The sequence below is a fragment of the Pseudomonas sp. 05L36 genome (genome assembly GCF_056398125.1).
Window position 1 is genome coordinate 287,509 of record NZ_JBFTOU010000002.1, and the last position, 24,401, is coordinate 311,909.

Consider the following 24,401-nt stretch of genomic DNA (forward strand, 5'->3'; position numbering starts at 1 on the left):
AAAAACGACGGAAACCATGCGTTTTTGATATTAATTCATTAGTTTTCAAGCTGTTAGGCTTGCCGGTTCGCAGCTGCCCCGGATGGTAGCTGGCACAAGTCTCACTCGGAGCTCTCATGAATCTGCCGCTGATTCTCAATCTGCTGGTGTTCTTCGCCCTGCTCTTCGGCCTGGCGCAAACCCGCCACACCACATGGAGCCTGGCGAAAAAAGTCCTGCTCGCGCTGGTGCTGGGCGTGGCGTTCGGTGTGGCGTTGCACACTGCCTACGGTGCCGGCAACCCGGTGCTGAAAACCTCGATCGGCTGGTTCGATCTGGTGGGCAACGGTTATGTGCAGCTACTGCAAATGATCGTGATCCCGCTGGTGTTCGCCTCGATCCTCAGCGCCGTGGCCCGTCTGCACAATGCTTCGTCTCTGGGCAAGATCAGCTTCCTGACCATCGGCACGCTGCTGTTCACCACGGCCATCGCGGCCTTGATCGGCATCGGCCTGACCAACCTGTTCGGCCTGACCGCCGAAGGCCTGGTGGCCGGCACCCAGGAAATGGCGCGCCTGCAAACCATCCAGACCGATTACGCCGGCAAGGTCGCCGACCTGAATGTGCCGCAATTGCTGCTGTCGTTCATTCCGCAAAACCCGTTCGCCGATCTGGCGCGGGCCAAGCCGACGTCGATCATCAGCGTGGTGATATTCGCTGCGTTCCTGGGTGTCGCGGCCCTGCAGTTGCTCAAGGATGATGTCGAGAAAGGTCAGAAGGTGATCAACGCCATCGACACCCTGCAAGCCTGGGTCATGCGACTGGTGCGCCTGGTGATGAAGCTGACCCCGTACGGCGTATTGGCGCTGATGACCAAAGTGGTCGCCGGCTCGAACCTGCAAGACATCATCAAGCTCGGCAGTTTTGTCGTGGTTTCTTACATCGGCCTCGGTCTGATGTTTGTGGTGCATGGCGTGCTGGTGTCGGCCGCCGGGATCAACCCGCTGCGTTTCTTCCGCAAGATCTGGCCGGTGCTGACGTTTGCCTTCACCAGCCGCTCCAGCGCTGCGACGATTCCGTTGAGCATCGAGGCGCAGACCAGTCGTCTGGGCATTCCGCAGTCCATCGCCAGTTTCGCCGCTTCGTTTGGCGCAACCATTGGCCAGAACGGTTGTGCCGGCCTGTACCCGGCGATGTTGGCGGTGATGGTAGCGCCGACTGTGGGCATCAACCCGCTGGACCCGCTGTGGATCGCAACGCTGGTGGCGATTGTCACGCTGAGTTCGGCCGGTGTGGCCGGAGTGGGTGGCGGTGCGACGTTTGCGGCGTTGATCGTGCTACCGGCGATGGGTTTGCCGGTGTCACTGGTGGCGTTGCTGATTTCGGTCGAGCCGCTGATTGATATGGGGCGTACGGCGTTGAACGTCAGTGGTTCGATGACGGCGGGGGCGATTGCCAGCCAGGTGATGCAGCAGACCGATAAAGCGCTGTTGGATGCGGATGAGCATTCGGCGTTGGCGCACGTTTGATCGGCGTCTGATAGACCGCTTTCGCTGGCAAGCCAGCTCCTACAGTTTGTGTGTCGATCGTGAAAATTGCGTACGACACGAACCTTGTAGGAGCTGGCTTGCCAGCGAAGCTTTCAAGCTTTTTCCCAAACCTCAAAGCTGTACGCCGGCTTGTCGTCCACCGCCGGGTTCGGCACATTCGACACCAGTTTCCACTGGTTCAAATCAAACTCCGGAAACCAAGCGTCCCCTTCCGGGCTCAGTGCCACGCGGGTCAGGTACAACCGATCAGCCTGCGCCAGCCCTTGCGCATACAACTGCGCACCACCAATCAGCATCAACTCATCAACGCCTTGTTCCTTCGCCCATGCTTCTGCGCGAACGACGGCAGCTTCCAGCGACGGATAAACCTCCGCGCCTTCCAGCACCAGATCCACCTGACGGCTGACCACAATGTTCAAGCGGCCCGGCAACGGACGACCGAGGGAGTCCCAGGTCTTGCGGCCCATGATGATCGGCTTGCCGAGCGTGGTGGCCTTGAAATATTTGAAGTCCCCCGGCAAGTGCCAGGGCATGCTGTTGTCGACGCCGATCACACGGTTTTCACCGAGGGCTGCGATCAGGCTGAGGGGGAGTGATTTAGTCATGCCCGCGAGGATACCAGAGCCTCGCTTTCGCCGATAAGCGCCACAGCGGTTATGCTCACAGCTCAATTAAGCGACGGGATGCCGCGTGACTGAACTCAATACCCTCTGGCTGACAGAAACCATCCGGCTGCGCGAAGAACACGCAGGCCCCCTGGAAGACCTTGAAGCCAACCGGCTGGCCCGCAGCGCCGGCGGCGATTTGCCGTCGCGCATTCAACGCCGGGCCCTGTGGCTGGCCGAGCGCGATGGCTTGAGCGATGCTCTCAAACACTGGCTGCAAGGCGCGCGACTGGCGCTGATGGTAATGGCGGTGCTGGCGGTGATCAGCGGCGCCGGCCTGGCCTTTGCTGCAATGGGCGACGGCCTGCACCCGGTGAATGTGTTCTGGGCCTTGGGCAGCCTGCTCGGGCTCAATCTGATCCTGCTGCTGAGCTGGGCCCTGGGACTGGTGTTCGCCGGCGAACACGGCGCCAGCCTCGGACGCCTGTGGCTGTGGCTAAGTGAAAAACTTGCGCGTGACGCCAAAGCCGCACAACTGGCACCGGCCCTGCTCTTGTTGCTGCAACGCCAGAAACTCAATCGCTGGGCTATCGGGGTGCTGGTCAACGGACTGTGGTTGCTGGCGATGCTCAGCGCCCTGGTCATTCTGCTGACGCTGATGGCGACCCGGCGCTACGGCTTCGTCTGGGAAACCACGATCCTCAGTGCCGATACCTTTATCGCCGTCACTCAGACGTTTGGCGTGCTACCGGCTCTGCTCGGCTTCAGCGTGCCGACCGAGGAAATGATCCGCGCCAGTGGCGATGCCGCACTGAACATCGAAAGTGCCCGTCAGGCCTGGGCCGCGTGGCTGGTCGGCATCTTGCTGGTCTACGGCGTTGTGCCGCGCCTGCTGCTGGCGCTGTTTTGCCTGTGGCGCTGGAAAACGGGGCAAACGGCGCTACGTCTGGATTTGAACCTGCCCGGTTACGCACAACTGCGCGAGCGCTTGATGCCCACCAGCGAGCGCCTCGGCGTCAGCGATGCGGCACCGGCGCAACTGCATCGCGTGGAAGGCGGCGTCAGCGAACAACAAAGTGATGGTGCTCTATTGGTCGCCATCGAGCTGGACGACGACCGCCCGTGGCCACCGCAATTGCCGAAAAACGTGAGCAACGCCGGCATCCTCGACAGCCGCGAATCGCGACACAAACTCCTCGAACAATTGAGCCGTTTCCCCCCGGCGCGCCTGGCCATCGCGTGCGATCCACGGCGCTCGCCGGATCGCGGCAGTCTGGCCTTGATTGCCGAACTGGCCCGCAGCGCCAGCGCCACCCGCGTGTGGTTGTTGCAGGCGCCCCCCGGTGAAGCGCTGGACGCCGAACGCCTGGGCGACTGGCACGTGGCGCTGCAACAGCTTGAGCTGCCGTTTGCCGATTGTGCACCGATGAACTGGCTGGAGACAGGTCATGACTGACACCTGGAAACAGCCTCTGAAACTCGCCGTGGTCGGCCACACCAATGTCGGCAAAACCTCGTTGCTGCGTACCCTGACTCGCGACGTCGGCTTCGGTGAAGTGTCCCATCGCCCCAGCACTACACGGCACGTCGAAGGCGCACGGTTGTCGGTGGACGGCGAGCCGCTGCTCGACCTCTATGACACCCCCGGTCTGGAAGACGCCATCGCCCTGCTCGATTACCTCGAACGCCTGGAGCGTCCCGGCGAACGCCTCGACGGCCCGGCACGCCTGGCGCGCTTCCTCGATGGCAGCGAAGCCCGGCAACGCTTCGAACAGGAGGCCAAGGTGCTGCGCCAGTTGCTGGCGTCGGACGCCGGGCTCTACGTGATCGACGCCCGGGAGCCGGTGCTGGCCAAGTATCGCGACGAACTCGAAGTGCTCGCCAGCTGCGGTAAACCGCTGCTGCCGGTGTTGAATTTCGTCAGCAGCGCCAACCACCGCGAGCCGGCATGGCGGGAAGCGCTGGCGCGGCTGGGCTTGCATGCCTTGGTGCGCTTTGACAGCGTCGCGCCGCCGGAGGATGGCGAGCGTCGACTCTATGAAAGTCTCGCCCTGCTGCTGGAGTCTGCACGGCCGCAACTCGAACGCCTGATTTCCGATCAGCAAGCCCAGCGTCTGGCTCGCCAGCAAAGTGCGGCGCGGTTGATTGCCGAATTATTGATCGATTGCGCGGCCTGCCGACGCAGCGTGGTCAGTGAAGCCGAGCAGGAACAGCAAGCCATCAGCGAACTGCGCAAAGCCGTACGCCAGCGTGAGCAGCATTGTGTCGAGGCCCTGCTCAAGCTCTACGCCTTCCGCCCAAAAGATGCCGCCGCCAGTGATTTGCCGCTGCTCGACGGCCGGTGGGGCGACGATTTGTTCAACCCGGAAACCCTGAAACAACTGGGCGTGCGGGTTGGTGGCGGAATCGCTGCCGGCGCGGCTGCCGGGGCCGGGGTCGATTTGCTGGTCGGTGGCATCACGCTAGGCGCAGCGGCATTGGCCGGAGCGATTGCCGGCGGCGCCCTGCAAACCGCCCGCAGTTATGGCAGTCGCTTGCTCGGCAAGCTCAAGGGCCAGCGCGAACTGACGGTGGATGACAACGTGCTGCGCCTGTTGGCTCTGCGCCAGCGGCAATTGCTGCAAGCACTCAATGCCCGTGGGCACGCAGCGATGGACAGTATTCAGGTCGCCACGCCACAAGATAAAACCTGGCGCGAAGGCAAACTGCCCGAAGCGCTGAACAAGGCGCGGGCGCATCCGCAGTGGTCGTCGCTCAATCCTCATCCCAAATTGAATCAGGCGGAGCGGCAGGAGCAGATCGAGGTTCTGGCACAGCAGCTGTAGTCACCTGAACATTTGTGTTGTTTGAACTGACGCCATCGCGAGCAGGCTCGCTCCTACAGGGGATTTGTGTCGACCACAGATCCAGTGTGGGAGTGAGCCTGCTCGCGATGGCAGCAACTCGGTATCACAGGCTTTACGCCACCAACAACCGCACCGCTTTGCCCTTCAACACCGCCAGATCAATCACCGGCACATGCCTCTCTTTCGCCATTTCATCCCACTGACGCATGCGCAAACTCACGGCACACAGCGGGTCCTGCTCGAACGCCTCAGCCTCTTTTGCCGTCATCACTCCGCCCTGATATTCCAGGGTGCGGCGGCTGGCTTCGCTCAGGCACTCGTAGTACCCCGGCTCTTTCAGCGTCAGATAACGCTTGGCCTGCACGTGGTATTCCACCAGTCGCGCCATGCGCTCGCTGAAACCTGCGCGGCGCAGGTAGTCGGCGCCGAGGCGCTCATGGCTGACCACACCGAAGCCGCCCATGTTCTCCGCGCTTTCGGCGCAGATATGTCCGATGTCATGAAAGAACGCCGCCAGCACCACTTCATCGTCGAAGCCTTCGGCCATGGCCAATTGCGCCGCCTGGGACATGTGCTCGATCTGCGACACCGGCTCGCCGATGTAGTCGCTGTCGCCAAAGCGCTCGTACAAACTGAACACCTCGGCAATCACCTGTTCATTGCGCTCCATCAGATTTCTCCCAATACCTTGGCCACATTGCGTTCGGCCATTGCCGGCCCGACGCTCATGCCGACACCCCTGTGCATCAACGCCACGCTCAGACCTTCTGCCGGGCGCAGGAACGAGAACGGTCCCGGCCCCCGTGAACCATAGACCCCCTGCCAGCGTTCGACCACTTGCACCTTGCAGCCCAGAGTCTGCTCGGCCAGCTCGATCATCCAGTCGTCGACCTGCTCGGCATTGAAGGGCGACGGATCGCTGCCGTAATGGTGCGAATCGCCAATGATCAACTCGCCATAGGGCGTCGGGCTGATCAGCAGGTGGATGCCGTTTTCGTGCAGATGCGGCGCGTACTGCAGGATTTCTGCCTGCACCGCCGCAGCCTCCGGCAAGTCGGCGAAGGCGCCGTAGTGCACGCAACTCAAACCGGTGAGCAACGCGTGTTGCAGGTTGAGGTTGATTCGCGGGCGGGCGCGGAGCATTTGCAGGCGGCAGATTTGCGGCTCGAGTTCGGCGATCTGTTCGGCCAGCAACGTCTGATAATCGTGGCCGGAGCAGACGATGATCTGCTCGGCACTGAAGCTGCCGGCGGTGCTGTGCAGGCGACCCGGCTCGATATCGTGCACCAGGGTGGAGAAATGAAACTCGACACCCAGGTCGCGGCGCAGGAAGTCGATCAGCGCCGGAATCGCTTCGCGGGAATACAGTTGCTGATCGTCCATGCCATGCAATGCAGCGCGGTGATGGCGAAACTGACCGCCGTACAAATCGCGCAGCGCAGCGCCGCGCAACAGGTCGACGCGGTAACCGTGTTCGACGGCGCGGCCCTCGCAGAAGGCTTCCAGCAGTTGCTCTTCCGCCTCGGTGCGGGCGAACAGGTACGAGCCATTGCGCTTGAGTTGCAGGCCGGCGAGCTGCGCCCAATCGCCCCAGATACCGCGACTGGCGCGAGCCAGTTCCAGCATCGGCCCCGGCGGTTGGCCGGTGACCAGTGCCTGGCCGAAGTTACGCACCGAAGCGCCGAGGGGCGTTTCGCTGCGCTCGAAAACCGTGACCTTGAGACCGCGTTTGGCGGCGGCATACGCGTGGGACAAACCCAGGATGCCGGCGCCGACGATCAGCATGTCGTTGTGTTGTGTCATGGAGTTTTGTCCTGAATTCGAGACCGCCATCGCGAGCAAGCTCGCTCCCACATTGGTTTTGTGATCGACGCACATCCCCTGTGGGAGCGAGCTTGCTCGCGATGAGGCCCTTTCAGCCGATAACGATCTTACTTGGCCGCCACTTTCTCGGACTTGCCGTCATAGCGCTTGCGCCATTCGCTCAGGATTTCGTCGCGGTTCTTCGAAGCCCAGGCGAAGTCGTTCTTGATCAGGCGCTGTTCGTAGTCGGCTGGCAGTTCGGTCTGTGGCTTGGCGATGCCAGGCTGGGCGAGCACGGCGAAGTTTTCTTTATAGAGCTCCATTGCCTCAGGGCTGGCGGAGAAGTCAGCCAGTTTCTTCGCCGCTTCTTCGTGGGCAGTGCCCTTGATCACGGCAGTCGCTTCGATCTCCCAACCCAGGCCTTCCTTCGGCAGGATGATGTCCAGCGGTGCGCCCTGGCGCTTCAGTTGAACAGCCGGGTACTCGAAGGAAATACCGATCGGGAATTCGCCAGCAGCTGCAAGCTTGCAAGGCTTGGAACCGGAGTGAACGTACTGGCCGATGTTCTGGTGCAGGCCGTCCATGTACGCCCAGCCCTGTTTCTCGCCGAAGGTCTGCAGCCAGGCGCTGACATCGAGGAATCCGGTGCCGGACGATGCCGGGTTCGGCATGACGATCTTGCCCTTGTACTCAGGCTTGGTCAGGTCCTGCCAGCTCACTGGCTTGGTCAGCCCCTGCTTCTCGGCTTCGACAGTGTTGAAGCAGATGGTCGCAGCCCAGACGTCCATGCCGACCCAGGCTGGTGGGTTGGCCGCGTCGCGGTAGTTGGCGCCGATCTTTCCCAGGTCTTTCGGTGCGTAGCTTTGCAGCATGCCTTGCTGATCGAGGATCGCCAGGCTGGAAGCAGCCAGCCCCCACACGGCGTCAGCCTGCGGACGAGCTTTTTCGGCCAGCAGTTTGGCGGTGATAATGCCGGTGGAATCACGCACCCATTTGATGTCGACGTCCGGGTTGGCCTTTTCGAAAGCTTCTTTGTAGGTCTTCAGTTGTTCGGCTTCGAGGGCGGTGTACACCGTCAACTCGGTTTTCGCCGCAAAGGCGTTCAGGCTGAAAGCGGTGAGGACAGCAGCGGCCAGGGCCATAGGCTTGAACATGATCTTTTCCTGTTTTTTGAGTTGAGGGGTTGTGCAGATTCAATGACCGGGCGCGGTCTGCCGCCAGGCCTGGGAGCGGCGCAGCAAACCGCGCGAGGCCCAGGCCAGCAGCAGGGACACGCCCGCCGAGGTAATCAGGATCAGGGTCGACATCGCTGCCGCGCCGCCGACGTTGCCGGCGTCGTCCATGTTCAGCACCGCCACCGCCGCGAGGATGGTGTCGGGGCTGTAGAGAAAGATCGCCGCCGACACGGTGGTCATGGCCGAGACGAACAGGTAACGCACGATGTCCAGCAGCGCCGGCAGGCAGATCGGCACGGTGACCCGCAGGTAATGGCGGTACAGCGGCGCCTTGAGCGACAGCGCGGCGGCTTCGAACTCGGCGTCGAGCTGACGCAGCGCGGTGGTGGCGGTCATTTGCGCGGTGGTCAAATAGTGAGCAATGGTGCAGACGATCAGCAGGGTCATGGTCCCGTACAGCACATGCAGCGGGTTGCCGGTGAGGTTGAAGAAGAAGACGTAACCCAATCCCAACACCAGGCCCGGCACCGCCATCGGCACGAAACTGAGCATGCGCAAGGTCAGGTTCAGGCCGCGCTGGCCCCTGGTTTTTTCCATCAGGTACGCACCGGTGAAGATCAGCAGGCTGCCGATCAGCGCCGTGCCCAAGGCCATCTTCAGGCTGTTGCCGTAGGCCAGCCAGCCACCGCCGGCGGTTTCGTTGAACTGATAGTAGTTGAGCGACAGCGACAGGTTGTACGGCCAGAACTTCACCAGCGAGGAGAACACCGCCATGCTGAACACCAGCAGCAGCGCGGCGCAGATCAGCAACACGATGGCCAGGTAGCAGCTGTCGCGCAGCTTCGACGGCGCGGGTTTGAACACTTGGGCGCGACCGTTCATGGAGTCGCCGTGACGACGACGCAACCAGGCATCGACGCCGAAGCTGAACAGCGCCGGCAGCAGCAACACCATGCCGATCAACGCCCCGCGACCGAACTGTTGCTGGCCGACCACCGCCTTGTAGGCCTCCAGCGCCAACACTTGATAGTCGCCACCGACCACCACCGGTACACCGAAGTCAGTGATGGTCAGGGTGAACACCAGACAGAACGCGGCGAACACGGCCTGACGGGTCGCCGGCCAGGTGATGCTGCGGAAGGCTTTGGCCGGGCTGGCGCCCATGCTGGAGGCGGCGTCGAACAGTCGCGCATCGGCCAGGGACAGGGCCGACAGAAGAATCATCAAGGCGTGCGGGAAGGTGTAGATGACCTCGCCGAGCACAATGCCCCAGAAGCCGTAGATGTTGTCCGAAAGCAGGCCGCGCAACATGCCCTGATTGCCGAACAGATAAACCAACGCGATGCCGGGCAGCATTGATGGCGCCATCAATGGCAGCAGCGAAATGCCACGCCAGATGCCTTTAGCCGGAATCAAGGTGCGTTGCAGGGCGTAGGCAAACAGGTAGGCCAGCGGTACGACGATGGCCGCGACGCTGAGGGAAACTTTCAGGCTATTGCCCAGGAGCCAGTGGAAGTTCTCGCTGGTCACCAGCTCTTTCGCGGCGACCCAGCCACCGCCCTGCCCGGCCTCGGTGCTGAAACCGCGCCAGAAGATCGCCAGCAACGGCATCAATACGGCGACGCCCAACAACACCAGCATGAGGACTTTGCCGCCGACCACGAACAACCGGTCACCGACCTCGGCGCGAGTGGTTTGCCGCACCTGCTTTTGCGGCAGCGGCAGCGCGATGTTCGCGCTCATCAGGTAAACACCTGCAGGCTGCGCGGTGGCAAGGCGACCATGATCTGTTGGGCGCCAAGGCGCGGCATGGCTTCCGGCGCCAGCTCCGCCAACAGTGCGTGGCCCGGCAATTGATCGAGCTCGAAGCTCATGCGGCAGCGGTTGCCGAGGAAGGTGATTTCACGAACCTTGGCCGGGAACAGGTTTTCCTCATGCACCAGCGGGTTGACGTTGATCGCTTCCGGACGGCAGAACAATCGGCCCGACGCGGTCTTGGCGCCGCCATCGGCCAGACGCATGCTCATCCCGCCGACCTGGGCGTGGCTGTCGCTGCTGCGCTGGAACGGCAACCAGTTGCCCTGGCCGACGAACTCCGCCACGAACGGCGTGGCCGGGCGGTTGTAGATTTCCTGCGGCGTGGCGTACTGCTCGACCTTGCCGTTGTTCATCACGGCGATGCGGTCGGCCATCAGCATGGCCTCGTCCTGATTATGGGTAACCATCAGGGTGGTGATGCCGAGGTTGCGTTGCAGTTGGCGCAGTTCGGTGCACAGATGCTCGCGCACCCGGGCATCGAGGGCCGACATCGGTTCGTCCAGTAACAACAACGAAGGCGCAGGCGCCAGGGCGCGGGCCAGCGCCACACGTTGCTGCTGCCCGCCGGACAACTGGCCCGGGTATTTTTTCTCGCTACCGGTCAGGCCGACCAGTTCCAGCATCTGACCGACACGACGGCGCACTTCGTCGCGACCGCTGCCGGCGAGGCCATAGGCAATGTTCGCTTCGACGGTGAGGTTGGGGAACAAGGCATAGGACTGGAACAGAATGCCGTAGTCCCGCGCCTGGGGTGCCAGGTGGGAAACGTCGCGATCACCCAGGTACAACTCGCCGCTGTCCTGCTTCTCCAGACCGGCGATGCAGCGCAGCAAGGTGGTTTTGCCACAGCCCGACGGCCCCAGCAGACACACCAGTTCACCGGCTGCCACGTCGAGGGAAACGTTGTCCAGCGCGGTGAAGGCGCCAAAGCGTTTCTGTACGCCGCGCACTTTCATCGGTGCGCCGGGGTTGGTCAAGGCAGTTGCGATCGGGTTGTTCATGGACGGACCTCATCTGGCAGATGGGGCCATCCTAGAGTTGTAATGAGTCCGTCATGTGGCAGTAAGGCAAAAACCGCCGATAGTGGTATTCAAGGATTTTGGTTCAGGTGCTGTGTTGTCAGGACTGACGCCTTCGCTGGCAAGCCAGCTCCTACAAGGTTTCGCATTCCCCTGTAGGAGCTGGCTTGCCAGCGATGAGGCCTGAACAGCCGCCAAAGATCTCAGACCGGGGCCATTTCCTGCGCCAACCCCAGAAACGCCGCCGGCAGTCGCGCGTTTTTGCGCTCCTTGAGGCAGTACAGGTATTCGGGAATCTGCGGCGCATTCTCGATGGTCAGCACCCGCAGCTGCGGATCATGGGGCACTTCCTGGCGGGCAATGATGCTGATACCGATGTTGCGCAGTACCGCTTCGCGGATCGATTCGCGGCTGCCGATTTCCAGCAGCGGCCCAAAACATACGCCAGCACTGGCCAGCAACTCTTCGGTCAGGCGACGGGTGGTCGAACCCGGTTCGCGCATCAGTAGGGTATGCCCGGCCAATGCACTGAGCGAAACGTGATCGTGAACCGCCAGCGGATGATTTCGATGCACGGCCAACACCAGCGGATCGCTGCCGAGCACCCGGCGAATCAGCCGTGCGTCATCGAGTAACTGCGACGATGCCGCGACATCGACCCGATAATCCTCCAGCGCTTCAAGCACCTGTTGGGAGTTGCCGATTTCCACCGACACCTCCACTTGCGGCAGACGTTCGCGGAATGTTTTTACCAGGTCGAGGATGTAATACGGCGCCGTGGCAGCAATGCGCAATGTGCCCTGGACCTGGCCGCAGTTACGCAGGAAAAACTCGATGTCGGCTTCCTGCTGCATCAGCACCTTGACCATCGGCAGCAGCCGCGCGCCCTCCTCGCTGACACTGAGACGTCGGCCACCACGGTAGAACAGCTCGACCGAATACTGGCTTTCGAGGTTGCGGATCTGCGTCGTCACCGTCGGCTGGCTCAGGCCAAGCTTTTTTGCAGCCTGGGTAATGCTGCCCAGGCGGGCCACCATGTAAAACGCCTTCAGCTCCGCACTCAGCACAACCGTCCCTCATCCTTTACTTGCGCAGCAGGCGCAAACCGTTGAACACCACCAGCAAACTCACGCCCATGTCGGCGAACACTGCCATCCACATGGTAGCGAGCCCGGCGAAGGTTACCCCAAGAAAGATCGCCTTGATGACCAAAGCCAGGGCGATGTTCTGCTTGAGGATGCTTGATGTCTGCCGCGACAGGCCAATGAATGCCGGAATTTTTCGCAGATCGTCGTCCATCAGGGCGACATCGGCGGTCTCGATCGCGGTATCGGTGCCAGCGGCGGCCATGGCGAAACCGATCTCGGAACGCGCCAGTGCAGGCGCGTCGTTGATGCCGTCGCCGACCATGCCGACCCGATGCCCTTGGGCATAAAGAGCCTCGACAGCCTGCAATTTGTCGCCTGGCAACAGGTCGCCCTTGGCCTCGTCGATGCCGACTTGCGCGGCAATGGCTTGCGCGGTGTGGACGTTATCACCCGTGAGCATCAGGGTTTTGATGCCCAGGTCATGCAGTTGCCGGATGGCTTCGCGGCTGGACGCTTTTACCGTATCGGCGACGGCGAACAGCGCCAATGGCCCGGACTGATCAAGCAGCAGCACCACCGACTTGCCCTGTTTTTCAAGGGCGAACAGTTTCTCTTCCAGCGCCGGCGAGCACAGCCCCAGATCCTCCACCAGTCGATGGTTGCCCAAATGGTAGAGCTGGCCGTTGATTTCGCCGCGCACACCGCGCCCGCCCAGCGCTTCGAAGTTATCCACAATCAGCGTCGCGGTTTGGTTATCCACAGCCGCTTTGGCAATGGCCTGGGAAACCGGGTGATCCGAGCGCCTGGCCAGCGCGGCGGCAATGGCAGGCGCCGAATCGTCGGCGGTCGGATCCAGCGACAGGTAATCGGTCTGCACCGGTTTGCCGTGGGTGATGGTGCCGGTCTTGTCCAGGGCCAGGTAGTCGAGCTTGTAACCGCCTTCCAGATAGACGCCGCCCTTGACCAGGATGCCTTTGCGCGCCGCCGCCGCGAGGCCACTGACGATGGTCACCGGCGTGGAAATCACCAGCGCACAGGGGCAGGCCACCACCAGCAGCACCAGCGCCCGGTAGATCCAGTCGAACCACAACGCGCCCATGAACATTGGCGGGATCACCGCCACGGCCAAGGCCAGGATGAACACTGCCGGGGTGTAGATTTTCGAGAAGCTGTCGACGAAACGCTGGGTCGGCGCCCGCGCGCCCTGAGCCTGCTCGACGGCGTGGATAATGCGCGCCAGGGTCGAGTTGTCAGCCGCAGCGGTTACTTCATATTCCAGGGATCCGGCCTGATTGATGGTGCCGGCGAAGACTTTGTCGCCGACGGTTTTTTCCACCGGCAGGCTTTCACCGGTGATTGGCGCCTGGTCGATGGTCGAGCGACCGGACAGCACTTCGCCGTCCAGGCCGATACGCTCACCGGGACGGACCCGTACCCGCGCGCCAAGCCCAATGGTTTTTACACCCTGCTCAAGCCAGCCCCCGTCAGCCTGCAACACCGTCGCCGTGTCCGGTGTCATCTGCATCAGGCCGCCGATGGCGTTACGCGCACGGTCGAGGGACCTGGCTTCGATCAACTCGGCCACAGTGAACAGGAACATCACCATCGCCGCTTCCGGCCACTGGCCGATCAGAACCGCGCCGGTCACGGCAATGCTCATCAGGGCGTTGATGTTCAGGTTGCGGTTTTTAAGGGCGATCCAGCCTTTTTTGTAAGTACCAAGGCCGCCACTGAGAATCGAGACCAGCGCGATGACCGCCACCACCCAGTTCGGGGCGGAACTGGTGAAGTGGATAACTTCTGCCAGCAATGCACCAACACCGGACAGCGCCAAGGGCCACCACGGCTTTTGCCGGGGCGCCGGGGTCGGGGTTTCAGCCCCCTGGTCCATCGGCTCGGCCTGCATGCCCAAGGACTTGATGGCCTCGACGATCGGCTCGATACCGGGCAAATCGTGGGTCACACCAAGCACCCGATTAATCAGATTGAACTCCAGCTGCTGTACCCCGGTCAGTTTGCTTAGCTTATTTTGGATCAGCGTCTGTTCGGTCGGACAGTCCATTGCCTCGATACGGAAACTACTCAGCCTAGCGCCAATCGTCGGCGATTCGCTCAGTTTTACCAGCGCAGGCGCTGCCGCTTTAGATGAGCAGCAGGAGTCGTCGTGACCGCCGTGCCCATGTTTTTGCACGGGCTTGAGCTTGTGGCTGTGCTCGTGTTCAGCCCCGGGTTTGTGGGAGTGCAGGGAATCGCTCATTGGTTACGTCCATAAGAGTGCCTGTTGCCAAGTAAAGACCCTGTAGCCACTATAGGGTCAAGCACCCATTCTGGAGTTTTGGAGATTGTTGTCATGAAAATTGGAGAATTGGCGAAACTCACGGACTGCGCCGTGGAAACGATCCGCTACTACGAGCGCGAGTACCTGCTGCCGGAACCAGCCCGCAGTGACGGCAATTATCGCGTCTACACCCAGGCCCACGCCGAGCGCCTGACCTTCATCCGTAACTGTCGCACCCTCGACATGACGCTTGAAGAAATCCGCAGCCTGCTGGCGTTTCGCGACAGCCCGCAAGACCAGTGCGAAAGCGTCAACGCACTGATCGACGAGCACATCCACCACGTCAGGGCGCGGATCGACGGCTTGCTGGCCTTGCAGACACAACTGCTCGAGCTGCGCCAACGCTGCGACGAGGGACCGGGTATCGATCAATGCGGGATTTTGCAGCGGCTGGAAGTGAGCGGCGGGGTGGTGGTGACGGAGGTTGAGCATTCCCATGTTGGCCGTAGTCACGGCCACTAAGCACACCACATACCCCTTGTAGGAGCGAGCTTGCTCCGGGCGGCGATCCGACGATGAATTCGAACTCGACGCACCCTTCCAGACAGTACGCGTCATCGTTCACGTCCATCGCGAGCAAGCTCGCTCCTACAGGGGTCCGCGTCGTATTTCAGACCGCCATCGGCGCGGTCATCGGCGCGTGGTGCTCGTAGCCTTCCAGCGAGAAATCGCTCGGTTCCACCAGCTCCAGCCATTGCGGCTGATACTCACCAGTCTTGGCAAACTCCGGCACACGCTCGGAAATCACCAGTTTCGGCATCGGGAACGGCTCGCGCTTGAGCTGTTCGTTGAGCATGTCCAGGTGGTTTTCGTAGACGTGGGCATCACCGATGAAATAGGTGAACCAGCGCGGCGTGTAGCCCGTCAGGCGACCGATCAGGCTCAGCAGAGCAGCACCTTCGGTGAGGTTGAACGGCGTGCCCAGGCCCAGGTCGTTGGAGCGGATGTAGAGGGTCAAGGAAATCTCCCTGGTCTCGACATTCGGGTGGAACTGATACAGCAGGTGGCACGGTGGCAGGGCCATTTCATCGAGCTGGGCGCAGTTCCAGCCGTGGAAGAGGATGCGACGGCTGCCCGGGTCCTTGATGATGGTATCGACGCACTGGCGGACCTGGTCGATGGCCTTGTACAGCACCACGTAGGCCTGGCCGTCCTCCTCGCCTTCGGCAATCTGGCGGTAGCCTTGCTTCAGGGTCTGCTCGATGGCAGCCGGGTTGCTGACCGGGATCTGCTTGTACGCCGGCCATTTGCGCCATTGCACGCCGTAGATTTCGCCGAGGTCGTCTTCGCCCTGGCGGAACGGGTTGGCCAGCCACTGGGCGTTTTCGTTGGCGTTCTGGTCCCAGACCTTGCAGCCCAATGCGCGGAATTCGGCAGCGTTGTTCACGCCACGCAGGAATCCGCACATTTCGCCGATGGCCGATTTGAACGCCATCTTGCGCGTGGTGATCGCCGGAAAACCTTCCTGCAGGTCATAACGCAGCATCGCACCGGGAAAACTGATGGTGTTCACGCCGGTACGGTTGGCCTGCTTGGTGCCGTTCTTGATGACGTGGGCGACCAGTTCGAGATATTGCTTCATGAATTACCTGTGTCCTTGAACCCAGGACTCAAGCCCCGGGGTTCGATTTTATACGGCTGCCGCTGGAGTCGCCGGGGCGCGGTGATAGGCCAGCCAGATCAGGAACAGCCCGCCGACGATCATCGGCACGCACAGCACCTGGCCCATGGTCAGCCAGTTCCAGGCCAGATAGCCCAGCTGGGCGTCCGGTACGCGGACGAACTCGACGATGAAGCGGAAGATGCCATAGAACAGCGCGAACATCCCCGATACCGCCATGGTCGGACGTGGCTTGCGCGAGAACAGCCAGAGGATCAGGAACAGTGCCACGCCCTCGAGGGCGAACTGGTACAGCTGCGACGGGTGACGCGGCAGCTGCGCCGGGTCGCTGAACGGCGGGAAGATCATTGCCCACGGCACGTCGGTCGGCTTGCCCCACAGCTCGGCATTGATAAAGTTGCCGATACGACCGGCACCCAGGCCAATCGGCACCATCGGCGCAACGAAATCCATCAGCTGGAAGAACGACTTGTTGTTCTTTTTACCGAACCACAACGCCGCCAGCATCACACCGATGAAACCGCCGTGGAACGACATGCCGCCCTTCCACACTTCGAAAATCAGCGTCGGGTTGGCCAGGTAAGCGCTCAGATCGTAGAACAGCACGTAACCCAGTCGCCCGCCGACGATCACCCCCATCGACATCCAGAACACCATGTCGGAGAGTTTCTCCTTGGTCCAGGTCGGGTCGAAGCGGTTCAACCGGCGGGACGCCAGCAGCCAGGCGCCGCCGATGCCGATCAGGTACATCAGACCGTACCAGTGGATTTTCAGCGGACCGATGGCCAGGGCCACCGGGTCGATCTGCGGGTAAGGCAGCATTGCGACTCCTCGTTAGAGATTCAAATCTTAAAAATTCCCGGGCGACGCTGCCACCTCAGGATTAAGCCAGGATTGCGCTGCCCGTCAGAGCAGATGCTTCAGACTAGAAAGTTCAGACCGACGCAGAACAGCAAAGCGGCAAACAGCCGTTTCAGCAACTTCGGCGACAACCTGTGGGCCAGTCGCGCGCCCAATCGGGCGAACACCATGCTGGTCAGGGCAATGCCCAGCAACGCCGGCAAATAAATGAAACCGAGACTATGGGCCGGGAGCAACGGATCGTGCCAGCCCAGAATCATGAAACTCAATGCACTGGCCAGGGCAATCGGCAGACCGCAGGCCGATGAAGTGGCCACGGCTTGCTGCATCGGCACGCTGCGCCAGGTCAGGAATGGCACGGTCAACGAACCGCCGCCAATGCCGAAAATCGCCGAAGCCCAGCCAATCACGCTGCCGGCCACGGTCAGACCGAGTTTGCCCGGCACGGTTCGGCTGGCCTTGGGTTTAACGTCCAGCGCCAGCTGAGCGGCGATCACCAGGGCAAATACACCAATGAGTTTCTGCAGATTGGGACCGGAAATCGCTTCCGCCGTCAGCGCGCCGAACCCGGCACCGATCAGAATGCCGACGGTCATCCACATGAAGATCGGCCAACGTACGGCACCACGGCGGTGATGCTCGCGTACCGCGTTGACCGAAGTAAAGATGATCGTCGCCAGGGAGGTACCCACTGCCAGATGCGTGAGGATCGACGGATTGAACCCTTGGGCCTTGAAGCTGAACACCAGCACCGGGACGATGATGATCCCGCCGCCCACGCCAAACAGCCCGGCGAGCACACCTGCACAGGCGCCGAGCGCCAGATAGAGCAGAAATTCCATTGTCGTCCCGCCCGTATCCCCAAAACCGGAGCGGCATGGTAACGGATGCATGGCCTCGAGCTCCACTGTGCAAGGCGATGGATCGATGAGCGATGTCTGCGTACAGTGAGCAAAAAACACACAAGGACAGCCTTATGTGCCTGATTGTCTTTGCCTGGCGCCCGGGTCATGCCCAACCGCTGGTCGTGGCGGCCAATCGCGATGAGTTCTACGCCCGCCCCAGCCTGCCTCTGGCGCCATGGCCCGAAGCGCCGCACGTACATGCGGGGCGCGACCTCGAGGCCGGTGGCACCTGGCTCGGTGTCGGTGCCCAGGGACGTTTTGCGGCGCTGACCAATATTCGCGATCCCCATCGACCGCCGGGGCGCAAGTCTCGTGGGGAGCTGGTGGCGCGTTTTCTCACAGGGGAAATGCCAATTGACGACTATTTAGCCGACGTTGTCGACCGTTCGCTGGAATATGGTGGCTTTAACCTGCTGCTCGGCAATACCAATGAGCTCTGGCACTTCAATCAACTGGAGTCGGAAGCGGTGATGCTGGCCCCGGGGGTCTACGGGTTATCCAATGCCGGGCTGGATACACCGTGGCCGAAACTGCTCAAAGCCAAGGCGGCGTTGAGCGAGGTGCTGGATGATCCGCAGCCTCAGGCGCTGTTGGCGTTATTGAGCGATGCGCAGACCGCACCGCTTGCCGAGTTGCCAGATACCGGCGTAGGGCTGGCCACCGAGACGTTACTGTCGAGCGTGTTCATTGTCAGTCAGAGTTATGGAACGCGGGCGAGTACGGCGTTGATTGTGCAGGCGGATGGGGCGCGGCATATGGTCGAGCGCAGTTTCGGGCCGTATGGCGGGCATCTTGGGGAAGTGGAGATCAGGCTGTAGTTGTGTGCTGTCTGGACTGGCCCCATCGCGAGCAAGCTCGCTCCCACAAGGATATCCAGTGAACACAAATTTTGTGAACGCCAGAGATCCTGTGGGAGCGAGCTTGCTCGCGATGGGGTCATCAGCCTTTCAGAGGGGCTTGATCGCCGCCGGATTGATCATCCGCGCCAACCCGAGGTTCTTCAGCGCCAGCTGTAACGAGCTGTGAATCACTTGCGGGTTGTCGATGGTCATTAGTTCCGCCAGCAATTCCTTGGCCTTGCTCAGGTTGATCTGGCGCAGCATCCACTTCACTTTCGGCAAGTTGGTGGCGTTCATCGACAGGCTGTCGAAGCCCATCGCCATCAACAGCACGGCCGCCGCTGGGTCACCGGCCATTTCGCCGCAGATGCTCACCGGCTTGCCTTCGGTATGGGCATCACGCACCACGTTCTGCAGCGCCTGAAGCACTGCCGGGTGCAAGTAGTCGTAAAGATCGGCCACCCGCGGATTGTTGCGGTCCACGGCCAGCAAGTACTGGGTCAGGTCGTTGGAACCGACCGAAAGGAAGTCCACTTGCCGAGCCAGCTCCTTGGTCTGATACACCGCTGCCGGAATTTCGATCATCACGCCAATCGGCGGCATCGGCACGTCGCAGCCTTCGTCGCGGACTTCGCCCCAGGCGCGGTGGATCAGATGCAAGGCTTCTTCCAGCTCGTGAGTGCCGGAGATCATCGGCAGCAGGATGCGCAGGTTGTTCAGGCCTTCGCTGGCCTTGAGCATGGCGCGGGTCTGCACCAGGAAAATTTCCGGGTGGTCGAGGGTGACGCGAATGCCGCGCCAGCCGAGGAACGGATTGTCTTCCTTGATCGGGAAGTATGACAGTGACTTGTCGCCACCGATGTCCAGGGTGCGCATGGTCACCGGTTGCGGATGAAACGCGGCGAGCTGCTCGCGGTAGATCGCCAGTTGTTCCTTTTCGCTCGGGAAACGCTGGTTGATCATGAACGGCACTTCGGTGCGGTACAGGCCCACGCCTTCGGCACCGCGCTTCTGCGCCCGCGCCACATCCGCCAGCAAACCGGTGTTGACCCACAGCGGCATGCGGTGGCCATCGACCGTCACGCACGGCAGATCGCGCAGCGCATCCAGCCCCAGGGCCAGTTGTTTCTCTTCCTCGACCACCTCGGCGAACTGCTTGCGCAGCACTTCACTCGGGTTGGTGTAGACCTCGCCGTGGTAGCCATCGACGATCATCTGGATGCCGTCGACCTTGGAGTACGGCAGGTCGACCAGGCCCATCACGGTCGGAATACCCATGGCGCGGGCGAGGATGGCGACGTGGGAGTTGCCTGAGCCGAGCACCGACACCAGGCCGACCAGCTTGCCCTCCGGCACCTCGCCGAGCATCGCCGGCGTCAGTTCTTCGCTGACCAGAATGGTGTTGTCGGGGTAGACCAGGGTTTGCTGACGCTCTTCCTGCAAGTAAGCCAGCAATCGCCGACCAAGGTCCTTGACGTCCGAGGCCCGCTCGCGCAGGTAGGCGTCGTCCATCAATTCGAAACGGTTGACGTGATCGGTGACCACCTGGCGCAAAGCGCCCTGGGCCCACTGTCCGGTCTTGATCACGGTGGTGACTTCGCTGCCCAGCGCGGCATCGTCGAGCATCATCAGGTAGACGTCGAACAAGGCCCGCTCTTCCGGACGCAACTGCGTGGCAAGCTTGGCGGACAAGGTGCGCATGTCGGCGCGCACGCCTTCGATGGCGGTCTTGAACAAACCGAGTTCGGCGTCGATGTCGGTGATGTTCTTGTCCGGCACCACGTCCAGATCGGCGGGCGGCAGCATGACCACCGCCGTACCGACTGCCGCACCCGGCGAACCCGGAACGCCGATGAACTTGGCCTCCTGGATGCCTTTACCCTGACGGCCCAGGCCGCGGATCGAACCGGTGGCCTCGGCGTGGGCGATAACGCCAGCGAGCTGCGCGCTCATGGTCACGAGGAAAGCTTCTTCACCTTCATCGAACTGGCGACGTTCTTTTTGCTGGATGACCAACACGCCGACAACGCGGCGGTGGTGAATGATCGGTGCCCCGAGGAATGAGGCGAAACGCTCTTCACCGGTCTCGGCGAAGTATCGGTAGCGCGGGTGATCCGCAGCGTTTTCGAGGTTCAGGGGTTCTTCGCGCGTACCGACCAGGCCAACCAGACCTTCGTTGGGTGCCATGCTGACTTTACCGATCGAGCGCTTGTTCAAGCCCTCGGTGGCCATCAGCACGAAGCGGTTGGTCTCGGGGTCAAGCAGGTAGACCGAGCAGACCTGGCTGCCCATGGCCTCTTTGACGCGCAACACAATAATCCCCAACGCCGCCTTGAGATCCTTGGCGGAGTTAACTTCCTGGACGATCTTGCGCAGCGTATTGAGCATGGCTCGGGGTCGAACTCCGTCGTCAGTCGCGCGCTAAAAGGCGCGGGGCAAGCTCTTTGAGAGCGCGTCGATACACCTCGCGCTTGAATGTCACCACCTGGCCCAACGGATACCAATAGCTGACCCAGCGCCAGCCATCGAATTCCGGTTTACCGGTCAAATCCATCCGCACCCGCTGCTCGTTGGAGATCAGGCGCAGGAGAAACCATTTCTGTTTCTGGCCGATGCACAGCGGTTGGCTGTGGGTACGCACCAGACGTTGCGGCAAACGATAGCGCAACCAGCCCCGGGTGCAGGCAAGAATTTCAACATCTTCGCGCTCAAGGCCCACTTCTTCGTTCAGCTCGCGGTACAAGGCGTCTTCCGGTGTCTCTTCGGGGTTGATTCCCCCCTGCGGAAATTGCCAGGCATCTTGATTGATTCGGCGAGCCCATAGCACCTGGCCGGCGTCATTCGTCAGAATGATCCCGACATTGGGGCGAAAACCATCGGGGTCGATCACGGCAACAACCTCGCAAACGCATGTCGCCGCATTGTTCCACAAAGGTTGTGAAGGCGGCAACGAAGGTTCCTACCTTATGTGCACTCTTGTGAAAAGACCGTATTCTTGTCGCCTTTTTACTGACTTTTCAGCGGGTAACTGCAATGCGCCTGGCTTTATTCGATTTGGACAACACCCTTCTGGGCGGTGACAGCGATCACGCTTGGGGCGATTACCTGTGCGAGCGCGGCTTTCTCGACGCCGTCGCCTACAAGGCTCGCAACGATGCGTTCTACCAGGATTACCTGGCCGGCAAACTCGATAATGCCGCTTACCTGAACTTCTGCCTGGAAGTTCTCGGCCGCACCGAAATGGCCACGCTGGATCAGTGGCACAGCGATTACATGCGTGACTGCATCGAACCGATCGTGCTGCCCAAGGCCATCGACCTTTTGGCCAAACACCGCGCAGACGGCGACAAACTGGTGATCATCACTGCCACCAATCGCTTCGTCACCGGGCCGATTGCCGTGCGCCTGGGCGTCGAAACCCTGATCGCCACCGAGTGCGAGATGGTCGACGGCCGCTACACCGGGCGCAGCATTGATGTGCCGTGCTTCCGCGAAGGCAAGGTGACGCGCTTGAATCGCTGGCTGGAGGAAACCGGGTATACGCTGGAAGACAGCTACTTCTATAGCGACTCGATGAATGATTTTCCGTTGCTGGAGCAGGTGACCCATCCGGTGGCGGTTGATCCTGATCCGAACTTGCGGGCCGAGGCCGAGAAGCGGGGTTGGCCGGTAATCAGTCTGCGCGGCTGAAACCGCTATCGCGAGCAAGCTCGCTCCCACAGGGATCTATGTCGAACACAAATTTTGTGAACTCCACAAAAACCTGTGGGAGCGAGCTTGCTCGCGATCGGGGCGACTCGGTTTCAAGCCTTAAACAGGCTTGGCCCCCATCAACCCGGCAATCGCGATAAAACACACAAAACTGAACAACGCCAAGGCAAAGGTAAATTTACCTACACCCCCCGGCGTCTTGCGCAGTTTATTGAGGCGTACCAGCAACCAGAACCAAGCCAGCGCCGCCACGGCGTACAGCACACTGGACGCCAGCAACCAGGCCTGCCCCAATGGCCAGCCCACCAGATGCACCATCCACCAGCCGGTAAACGGCATGCTCAGCAGCGCCAACCCCATCAACAGCCAGACAAATACACGTGGCCGTTGCAGGGTGCGGCTTCCCGCCGTCGCATCACCCTTGCGCCGCGCAAGCAAAACCCAGGCTCCCAGACCCAGCGCACAAGCCAGCAATACAACAGTTGCCACCATGTGCGCCGCTTTCAGGGCAGTTAACGTTTCCATTGTTCGATTTCCTTATGACCCGCCCATCAGCGTAGCCCCTCAGCCAAGAAACAGCTGATAGGCCGGATTGTCGCTTTCGTCCCAGTACGGGTAACCGATTTCTTCCAGCGCCGCCGGCACCAGGTGGCGCTCGTCGTGGGGCACTTGCAGGCCCGCGACGACACGGCCATCGGCCGCGCCATGGTTGCGGTAGTGGAACATCGAGATGTTCCAGCGCCCGCCGAGCTTGTTGAGGAAGTTGAACAGCGCGCCCGGACGCTCCGGGAATTCGAAGCGCAGGATCACTTCATCGACCACATGCGCCGCACGCCCACCCACCATATGGCGGATGTGCAGCTTGGCCAGTTCGTTGTCGGTCAGGTCCAGCACCGGGAAACCCTGCTCGCTCAGGCTGGCGATCAACGCACTGCGCGGGTCGCTTTCCGGGTGGGTCTGCACACCGACAAAGATGTGCGCTTCGCTGCCGGTGTTGTAGCGGTAGTTGAATTCGGTGATCTGGCGCTTGCCGATGGCCTCGCAGAACGCCTTGAAGCTGCCCGGCTTCTCGGGAATGGTCACGGCGATGATCGCTTCGCGGCCCTCGCCCAGTTCCGCACGCTCGGCGACGTGGCGCAGGCGATCGAAGTTGACGTTGGCCCCGGAGTCGATGGCCACGAAGGTCTGGCCGCTGACGCCGCGCTGCTCGACATACTTCTTGATCCCGGCCACGCCCAAAGCGCCGGCAGGTTCGGTGATCGAGCGGGTATCGTCGTAGATATCCTTGATGGCTGCGCAGATTTCGTCGGTGCTGACGGTGATCACTTCATCGACATGGTCTTTGCAGATATCGAAGGTGTGCTGACCGATCTGGGCGACCGCAACGCCGTCGGCGAAGAGGCCCACGGTCGGCAGCACCACACGCTCGCCCGCCGCCATGGCGGCTTGCAGGCAATTGGAGTCATCCGGTTCGACGCCGATGATCTTGATGTCCGGGCGCAGGTACTTCACGTACGCCGCGATGCCGGCGATCAGCCCGCCGCCGCCCACCGGGACGAAAATCGCATCCAGTGGCTGCGGGTGCTGGCGCAGAATCTCCATTGCCACGGTGCCCTGCCCGGCAATGGTGTGGGGATCGTCGTAGGGGTGAATGTAGACGTAGCCTTTTTCGTCGACCAGTTTCAGCGAGTAAGCCAGGGCTTCCGGGAAGGAATCGCCGTGCAGCACCACCTTGCCGCCACGGGAGCGCACGCCTTCGACCTTGATCTCCGGGGTGGTCTTGGGCATGACGATGGTCGCTTTCACGCCCAACACCTTCGCCGCCAGGGCCAGGCCCTGGGCATGGTTGCCCGCCGACGCGGTGACCACGCCGCGAGCGCGCTCTTCGTCGCTCAACTGGGTCAACTTGTTGTAGGCGCCGCGAATCTTGAACGAGAACACCGGCTGCAAGTCTTCGCGCTTGAGCCAAATGCTGTTGCCCAGCCGCTCGGAGAGCTGGCGGGCAGTCTGCAGCGGGGTTTCTACGGCAACGTCATAAACGCGCGAGGTGAGGATCTTTTTGACGTACTGTTCAAGCATCGGAAAGCATCACTGAGCGGGTTGGGCAGGATCAAGGAGTCTAACCCGCATTTTGGCCGCGCGACCACCAGTTGTAGGAGCGAGCTTGCTCCGGGCGGCGTTCCGACGAAAAACGCAATGGCACCGCTGCACATCTATTTTCACGCGTTATCGTTCACGACCAT

General features: G+C 61.5%; 21 protein-coding genes. 6 read left to right on the top strand and 15 right to left on the bottom strand.

The annotated features are described in order from the left end of the window. Positions 1–116 precede the first annotated feature (116 nt). On the top strand, positions 117–1,508 hold the full coding sequence (locus AC1DKH_RS03140) for an L-cystine transporter (RefSeq protein ID WP_477797385.1): 1,392 nt from the start codon (positions 117–119) through the stop codon (positions 1,506–1,508). Positions 1,509–1,621: 113 nt separating this feature from the next. On the opposite strand, the gene AC1DKH_RS03145 is transcribed toward AC1DKH_RS03140, so the two are convergent. After that, positions 1,622–2,134 (bottom strand): dihydrofolate reductase, encoded by a 513-nt coding sequence (locus tag AC1DKH_RS03145; RefSeq protein ID WP_477762955.1) that lies wholly within the window; start codon positions 2,132–2,134, stop codon positions 1,622–1,624. A gap of 85 nt (positions 2,135–2,219) precedes the next feature. Here AC1DKH_RS03145 and AC1DKH_RS03150 point away from each other — a divergent pair, with 85 nt between their 5' ends. Continuing rightward, positions 2,220–3,590 (top strand): DUF2868 domain-containing protein, encoded by a 1,371-nt coding sequence (locus AC1DKH_RS03150; protein WP_477797386.1) that lies wholly within the window; start codon positions 2,220–2,222, stop codon positions 3,588–3,590. Next, complete coding sequence (locus AC1DKH_RS03155; RefSeq protein ID WP_477797387.1) at positions 3,583–4,959, top strand: GTPase/DUF3482 domain-containing protein; 1,377 nt, start codon at positions 3,583–3,585, stop codon at positions 4,957–4,959. The genes AC1DKH_RS03150 and AC1DKH_RS03155 overlap by 8 nt, the downstream gene beginning before the upstream one ends. 133 nt (positions 4,960–5,092) lie before the next feature. Here AC1DKH_RS03155 and AC1DKH_RS03160 read toward each other — a convergent pair whose 3' ends face one another. The 7 genes from AC1DKH_RS03160 to AC1DKH_RS03190 form a co-directional block, all read right to left on the bottom strand. After that, complete coding sequence (locus AC1DKH_RS03160; protein WP_477797388.1) at positions 5,093–5,650, bottom strand: phosphonate degradation HD-domain oxygenase; 558 nt, start codon at positions 5,648–5,650, stop codon at positions 5,093–5,095. Then, positions 5,650–6,783: a TIGR03364 family FAD-dependent oxidoreductase gene (locus AC1DKH_RS03165; RefSeq protein WP_477797389.1), complete on the bottom strand. Its 1,134-nt coding sequence runs from the start codon at positions 6,781–6,783 to the stop codon at positions 5,650–5,652. The genes AC1DKH_RS03160 and AC1DKH_RS03165 overlap by 1 nt, the downstream gene beginning before the upstream one ends. 128 nt (positions 6,784–6,911) lie before the next feature. After that, positions 6,912–7,937, bottom strand: coding sequence for a putative 2-aminoethylphosphonate ABC transporter substrate-binding protein (locus AC1DKH_RS03170; protein ID WP_477797390.1), 1,026 nt, complete (start codon positions 7,935–7,937; stop codon positions 6,912–6,914). A 39-nt stretch (positions 7,938–7,976) separates the two neighbouring features. Further along, positions 7,977–9,701 carry a putative 2-aminoethylphosphonate ABC transporter permease subunit gene (locus AC1DKH_RS03175; protein ID WP_477797391.1) on the bottom strand — a complete coding sequence of 575 codons (1,725 nt, stop codon included), beginning with the start codon at positions 9,699–9,701 and terminating at the stop codon, positions 7,977–7,979. Then, a complete protein-coding gene (locus AC1DKH_RS03180; protein ID WP_477797392.1) occupies positions 9,701–10,777 on the bottom strand; it encodes a putative 2-aminoethylphosphonate ABC transporter ATP-binding protein in 1,077 nt (358 codons plus the stop codon). Before AC1DKH_RS03180 ends, AC1DKH_RS03175 begins: the two co-directional genes overlap by 1 nt. A 221-nt stretch (positions 10,778–10,998) precedes the next feature. After that, the gene (locus AC1DKH_RS03185) at positions 10,999–11,862 is read right to left on the bottom strand and encodes a LysR family transcriptional regulator (protein WP_477754017.1); all 864 of its coding nucleotides are present in this window, start codon (positions 11,860–11,862) and stop codon (positions 10,999–11,001) included. A gap of 16 nt (positions 11,863–11,878) precedes the next feature. Beyond that, positions 11,879–14,140 (bottom strand): heavy metal translocating P-type ATPase, encoded by a 2,262-nt coding sequence (locus AC1DKH_RS03190; RefSeq protein ID WP_477797393.1) that lies wholly within the window; start codon positions 14,138–14,140, stop codon positions 11,879–11,881. A gap of 93 nt (positions 14,141–14,233) precedes the next feature. On the opposite strand from AC1DKH_RS03190, the gene cadR reads away from it, so the two are divergent. Beyond that, on the top strand, positions 14,234–14,683 hold the full coding sequence (cadR, locus tag AC1DKH_RS03195; RefSeq protein ID WP_477797394.1) for a Cd(II)/Pb(II)-responsive transcriptional regulator: 450 nt from the start codon (positions 14,234–14,236) through the stop codon (positions 14,681–14,683). 148 nt (positions 14,684–14,831) lie between these two features. On the opposite strand, the gene AC1DKH_RS03200 is transcribed toward cadR, so the two are convergent. From AC1DKH_RS03200 to AC1DKH_RS03210, 3 genes are all read right to left on the bottom strand, one after another. Then, on the bottom strand, positions 14,832–15,803 hold the full coding sequence (locus AC1DKH_RS03200) for a thymidylate synthase (RefSeq protein WP_477797395.1): 972 nt from the start codon (positions 15,801–15,803) through the stop codon (positions 14,832–14,834). 48 nt (positions 15,804–15,851) lie between these two features. After that, complete coding sequence (gene lgt, locus AC1DKH_RS03205) at positions 15,852–16,664, bottom strand: prolipoprotein diacylglyceryl transferase (RefSeq protein ID WP_047534642.1); 813 nt, start codon at positions 16,662–16,664, stop codon at positions 15,852–15,854. Positions 16,665–16,762: 98 nt separating this feature from the next. Continuing rightward, positions 16,763–17,545 carry a sulfite exporter TauE/SafE family protein gene (locus tag AC1DKH_RS03210; protein ID WP_477797396.1) on the bottom strand — a complete coding sequence of 261 codons (783 nt, stop codon included), beginning with the start codon at positions 17,543–17,545 and terminating at the stop codon, positions 16,763–16,765. 134 nt (positions 17,546–17,679) lie between these two features. Here AC1DKH_RS03210 and AC1DKH_RS03215 point away from each other — a divergent pair, with 134 nt between their 5' ends. Then, a complete protein-coding gene (locus AC1DKH_RS03215; protein WP_477797397.1) occupies positions 17,680–18,426 on the top strand; it encodes an NRDE family protein in 747 nt (248 codons plus the stop codon). A gap of 129 nt (positions 18,427–18,555) precedes the next feature. Here AC1DKH_RS03215 and ptsP read toward each other — a convergent pair whose 3' ends face one another. Continuing rightward, a complete protein-coding gene (gene ptsP / locus AC1DKH_RS03220) occupies positions 18,556–20,835 on the bottom strand; it encodes a phosphoenolpyruvate--protein phosphotransferase (protein ID WP_477754012.1) in 2,280 nt (759 codons plus the stop codon). Between the two features lie 22 nt (positions 20,836–20,857). Next, complete coding sequence (locus AC1DKH_RS03225) at positions 20,858–21,337, bottom strand: RNA pyrophosphohydrolase (RefSeq protein ID WP_003229203.1); 480 nt, start codon at positions 21,335–21,337, stop codon at positions 20,858–20,860. 143 nt (positions 21,338–21,480) lie between these two features. Between AC1DKH_RS03225 and AC1DKH_RS03230 the strand changes: the two genes are divergently transcribed. Then, complete coding sequence (locus AC1DKH_RS03230; protein WP_477797398.1) at positions 21,481–22,137, top strand: histidinol-phosphatase; 657 nt, start codon at positions 21,481–21,483, stop codon at positions 22,135–22,137. Between the two features lie 120 nt (positions 22,138–22,257). Here the strand turns inward: AC1DKH_RS03230 and AC1DKH_RS03235 are convergent, their stop codons facing one another. Both AC1DKH_RS03235 and ilvA read right to left on the bottom strand, forming a co-directional pair. Then, complete coding sequence (locus tag AC1DKH_RS03235) at positions 22,258–22,683, bottom strand: DUF2269 domain-containing protein (protein ID WP_477797399.1); 426 nt, start codon at positions 22,681–22,683, stop codon at positions 22,258–22,260. A gap of 39 nt (positions 22,684–22,722) precedes the next feature. Continuing rightward, positions 22,723–24,237: a threonine ammonia-lyase, biosynthetic gene (ilvA, locus tag AC1DKH_RS03240; RefSeq protein WP_007982951.1), complete on the bottom strand. Its 1,515-nt coding sequence runs from the start codon at positions 24,235–24,237 to the stop codon at positions 22,723–22,725. Positions 24,238–24,401 lie beyond the last annotated feature (164 nt).